The 5,248-nt window shown below is 49.9% G+C and carries 1 protein-coding gene; it reads right to left on the bottom strand.

Features of this window, described 5'->3' with window-relative positions; translation table 11 throughout:
* Positions 1 to 407 precede the first annotated feature (407 nt).
* Complete coding sequence (locus FDW95_RS23345; RefSeq protein WP_212734310.1) at positions 408 to 4,172, bottom strand: peroxidase family protein; 3,765 nt, start codon at positions 4,170 to 4,172, stop codon at positions 408 to 410.
* Positions 4,173 to 5,248: the final 1,076 nt, after the last annotated feature.

Raw genomic sequence — 5,248 nt, 5'->3', positions numbered from 1 at the left:
GCTGGTTTTTTGCTTTCTGGGGTTACGGTAGATTTCGGGTCACTTTGACCGCTGATGTCATTACCTAGCTTCCGCCATCCAGTCTGAGGATGTTGATGGCACTGAAAAATTTGTGACCTTTTTTAAGTTGTCCACTCAGGATTTCTGTAACTTCTTTGCGCTTCCTTGTGGCTCATTCAGATTTAATGGAGAGCATTAAACTATATTGCTTTCGGAATAAAATAATCCTGAACGCCTTATCTTGATAGCCTCGGTTTTGGGTATAGAACCTATTCACATCGGTAGAGGCGCCAGCATAAGCAAATGGATAACGCGACTAAAAAAACAGCGTTATAAAGGTAGCTTTCGTTCCCTTTAATAACTTATTTAGTGTTGTTGCCGTATGCTGGCGCGACATCGTCGTCTCCTTATCCGATTAGAATAAAATCATCAATATTGACGCTTTTAGAGTTTACGTTTTCTAAAGTAATGACATTGGCATTAACAGGATCGCCGATGGTAATTACGGTACTGTTACCGGTTCCCCCGGCAATCTTGACGCTGCTGGCAAAATTCGCCACACCAATGCCGAATAAACTCACATCGAGGTAATCCTGTCCGCCGCTGGGGTTACTGTCGAAGCCGCTGGTAATACGGTCTCGCCCAAAGCCTGCGCTAAAGACGAAGGTGTCATTTCCGGCACCACCGGTCATGATATCGTCACCCTGGCCCCCCTCGAGTCTGTCGTTACCCGCTCCACCTGTCAGTTTATCGTTACCGGCCCCGCCCTGAAGGTTATCGGCACCGTCACCCCCATCAAGGGCGTCATTTCCTGCGCCACCGTAGAGCGTATCGTTTCCTCCCATCCCATACAAAAAGTCATTACCGCTGCCACCGGTGATGGTGTTGGCAATGGCATTACCTCTGCCGGTAAACGCGCCTGTCCCGGTGAACACCAGGTTTTCAACGTTATTGGTCAACGTGTAATTGTGGAGGGTGGTCTGGACAGTATCTGTCCCGCCATTAAGACCTTCTGTGACGACGTCTCCATTATTATCAACAATATAGGTGTCATTGCCGAGGCCGCCCACCATCACATCAGCCCCTTCGCCACCGTCAAGTCTGTCGTTACCCGCTCCGCCTGTCATTTTATCGTTACCGGTCCCGCCCTGAAGGTTATCGGCACCCTCCCCTCCATCAAGGACGTCATTTCCTGCCCCACCGTTGAGCGTGTCGTTTCCTCCCATCCCATACAAAAAGTCATTACCGCTGCCACCGGTGATGGTGTTGGCAATGGCATTACCTCTGCCGGTAAACGCGCCTGTCCCGGTGAACACCAGGTTTTCAACGTTATTGGTCAACGTGTAATTGTGGAGGGTGGTCTGGACAGTATCTGTCCCGCCATTAAGACTTTCTGTGACGACATCGCCATTATTATCAACAACATAGATGTCATTTCCGGCACCGCCCACCATCACATCGGCCCCGAGGCCACCGTTGAGAATATCGTTGCCAGCCCCACCGTTGAGCGTATCGTTGCCGCCCCCGCCATTCAGGACGTCGTTGCCGAGCCCACCATTCAGGATGTCAATGCCGTTCCCACCATTCAGGACGACGTTATTGTGGGCAATGACCGGCGGTTTATCGAGCTGACTCGTCCCGAAGATGTTCTCGGGAAGATTGGTCAGGCCCGTGTTGCGTGCCACGATCCCGGCAAAACCCTGTTCCTCGATAACCTCGTAGAGGTCCAGATGCTCCACGCGATCGAGATAATACAGCCGGTCACCTTCCTGGATGCGGTCAAGTTGTTCGTGGATGATGACCCAGAAGGTCTGGCCAACCACACCACCATTGATGTGCTTCTCGGCGAGTCCGCCAACGAACAGATCCACTCTGTCGATACCTTTGACGGTGTTTCCGTTGACCAATTTATAGCCAGGATTCGCCGCCAGGAAGTCTGCAATTTGACTATCCTCTAGTACGAGGTCGGGATAGGCCTTCTTGAATTGCGCAATGACGGTGTCGCTGAGATTGTTCCGTGCCTGGAAGTCTTCCCATGAACCGTAGGGTGTGAGATCACCAGCAAAGCTGACCGCCTCTTTGACGTACGGATCGAGAGAGGCCATCAGGTCGGCCCGGATCTGGTTCATCGAACCCAGACCAACGTCCCACTCGCGGGCGACGTCGAAGGCGAACACGTCAGCACTCATACGAACAAGGTCGTTGCGCACAGCATCGACGATATTGACGTCGACTTCTTCCGCAGGCTGGACAACACCCCCGGCAATGATCCCGGCGGCACCCAGTTGCTCATAGCCTGGCTGTGGAGAGTAAGGCAATTGCGATTTGGGGAAGTTAAACGCGCTCGTATCGTTGGTCGGGTTGAGGAACGCGTCGAACAGCGGCACCTGCGTTGCATTGCCCTCAGCGTCGAGCACCGTCAGCGTCTGCCCTATCAGCGAATGCCCGAACCGGTAAGCGGCAACCGCGAACTCGTGCGAGACTCGTGCATCCACTTCCGGATTGTACTCGGCGAAGCCGTGATCGCCCTCACCTCTCATGCCACCAAGCAACTTGTCGGCAAAGTCGGTGTAAATAACGCGCTGATATTCAGCTTCGTTAATGATCTTGGCAGCCTGGAACAGCTCTTCAGCTGTTCCATTAAATCCGGCTTCGAGCAATGCGTTGACATGGAAGTTGTGATTCCGTTCCCAGATGTTGTGGATCGCGGTTAGTGCGATGTTTTCGTTCGCACGTCCATCACCCGCCACGTAGTGGTCGAGCAGGTTGATAAAGGGGTTGGTGTCGAGCAGCAGTGCAAAGCCACTTCCCATGAAATTAGAGGTCATGGCAGGAAGCATCGCTTGGTTGATAACGCCATTGCTATCGACCAGTCCGGCGAAGTACTCCCGGAAGGCTACGCGGTGGTCGCCCGGCAGCGAGCTGTCGGTGAACAGTGTGTTGTTGTTCCAGTGATGCAGGATCAGTTCACTCAGCGTGGGCAGTAGCTTGAAATTTGGATTTGATGGATCCACTCCGCCCTCTAACAGCTTGCCCGTAAACCCGCCCAGTCCATCACCTTCTCGCAGGAACTGGCCGACGAGTTCGTTAGAGCCATAAGTTTGGTTCTGGTCAGCGAATGGCGATGTCTTATTGAGATGCTGCGGGATTCCATTGGCATCAATACTGTCAACGGTGCCACGAGTCAGGTCCGCGGGGTTTGGAACCGAGCCCGGAGCGCCAATCTGGATCGTTCCGTGACCTCCCTTACCGAGGAAATCGAGACCGTGATCGAAGTACTGACCGAAGGCCGTGAATAAGCTGTTCACGCCAGCGGCATTGCCGGACAGGTTTGCTTCCTGTGCACCAAGGGCATCGCTGATGGCTCGCGGATCCAGCCCGGAGAACAAGGGGTTGATGTCGCGGTTTTGGGTCGTCTCATTCCAGGCGCCGTAGTGCGCGTCGGTGAGCCGTATGAACGGCTGATCGGCTGATCCATAGTCAAGGTGAACCCGGTTATTACCGGTACCTTCGAGATCTCGGATCCCGAGCGCATCGTTGTCTTCCCCTCCTTCAAGCCCTTTGACGAGATTCTTCAGGTTGGCGACATCACTGGCGGTGAGAGGGAAAGCACCGTCGCCGCCGACATCGTCATTGTCATTGTCATCGTCATCGTCATCGGCTTCCGTCGACGTTTCCTTGCGTGCTAAGACAATGGGATCGGTAGGTTTCAACTTGGTGTTTATGCCATCATGCACCGTGATCTTGTCCTGAGTTAGCGTAGAAGCCTTGGATCTCGGTGCCAGCTCAATCACCTCCTGCGGCGTCGGCGTGCCAAACACATCATCCAGACTTATGCCGAGCACCGGATCGGTCTCTTTGTTCACTTCAACTGCGGATAAGAAATTGGCGGTCCGGTTGCTGATAATCCATGACGGCGGATCTATAACCGACCATATCCCAGCGTATCCCGCCTGAAATGAGGAATCAAAAAAGCGCAGGAAGGAAAAGTCTGTAACACCAAACTTGCCTTGCCCTGTGACCAGGTTGTTAAAGCTAGCATCGAAGGTTCGCATACTGAATGGCACAAGATGGTTAGATAATATATTGAAGTTGAGATCGTCGACATCCATTTGTGCTATAGATATTTGTTTGAGGGTATATTTCAGGTCAGGTTTTATGACATTCTTCATTTTCATTTCTCTCAGTAATGATTATGAAAGGCACGAAAAGGCGAAGCCGGTAAGCGGCACTCGAATTACGCGCCTGGAATTGCTAACTGAGCGAATAGGTAGAGCGACTTCGAGCTCCGGGTGGACGCACAACCTATATATCACCCTTTAACGTCACAAAAGACCCTATGATAGATATGCTCAGCCCCCACTGGAGAATCGCGACGACTTACTTTGCCAAACTAATAGCAGGCTTCAGACAAGCGACCCCTTAATATTGAATAAAGCCAAAAAAATAACATCCGTCAATTAGTAGCAACTATTTTTAAATTTCGAATGGCAAAAAAAATCATCAATATTACATAGCTAATACATCACCCAGAATTTAATCGTTCATCATTGTGTTAACAGTCGCACATTAATTTTCTTTAAATTCAATATTCTACAAAAACCCATCCAGACAAGTATTGAATAAATCATAAAGAAAAAATTGAACACCCATCAAGCCGCACTAATAAAAATGATATAAAAGTTTAAATGGCGACAATAAAAATAATACATCCTCATTACCGCGCCGCTGAAAGTCCGGAGCTAAACTATATTAATATATCATTACCAACATAAATGAAGTCATTATATGTAATGTTAAATTTTCTTATGCGGTTTAAATTATGATTTTCCTGACTGGATATACGGAATAGCCTCGGATTTCCTGGAGGTTTTACTGGATAACGTCGGAATGTAAGGACGCGCGGAAAATTCAGATGACGCCCTTGAAAGAAGTTATTTCGCGATAGGATCGAAGCTAAATAGGGTACACTGGCAAGATGGACATTTAACAGCCAAATTTGACATGAGTTTTGATAATCCCCGTGTCCTTGGTTCGATTCCGAGTCCAGCACCACTATTTAGAAGAAGCAGCCTACGGGCTGGTTTTTTGCTATTGTATTTCCCAAGGCTTTTCAGCCAATCCCAAGCCATCTCCTTATCAATTACCCGCAACCGTCGCTGCTACCCCCCATAAATTAATGGGCAGTTAGATTTTATAATTAAAGAAGAATGCTTTGTCGTTTACGGGCAGGATAAAGGACATTTTA

The sequence above is a fragment of the Citrobacter sp. wls718 genome (assembly GCF_005280945.1).
GTDB classification, from domain to species: Bacteria; Pseudomonadota; Gammaproteobacteria; order Enterobacterales; family Enterobacteriaceae; genus Citrobacter; species Citrobacter gillenii.
This window is presented reverse-complemented; position numbering and strand designations above follow the sequence as displayed.

What these genes read in the sequence shown, in the direction of transcription:
- FDW95_RS23345 (WP_212734310.1), bottom strand. Translation starts at nt 4,172, where the DNA reads ATGAAGAATGTCATAAAACCTGACCTGAAATATACCCTCAAACAAATA.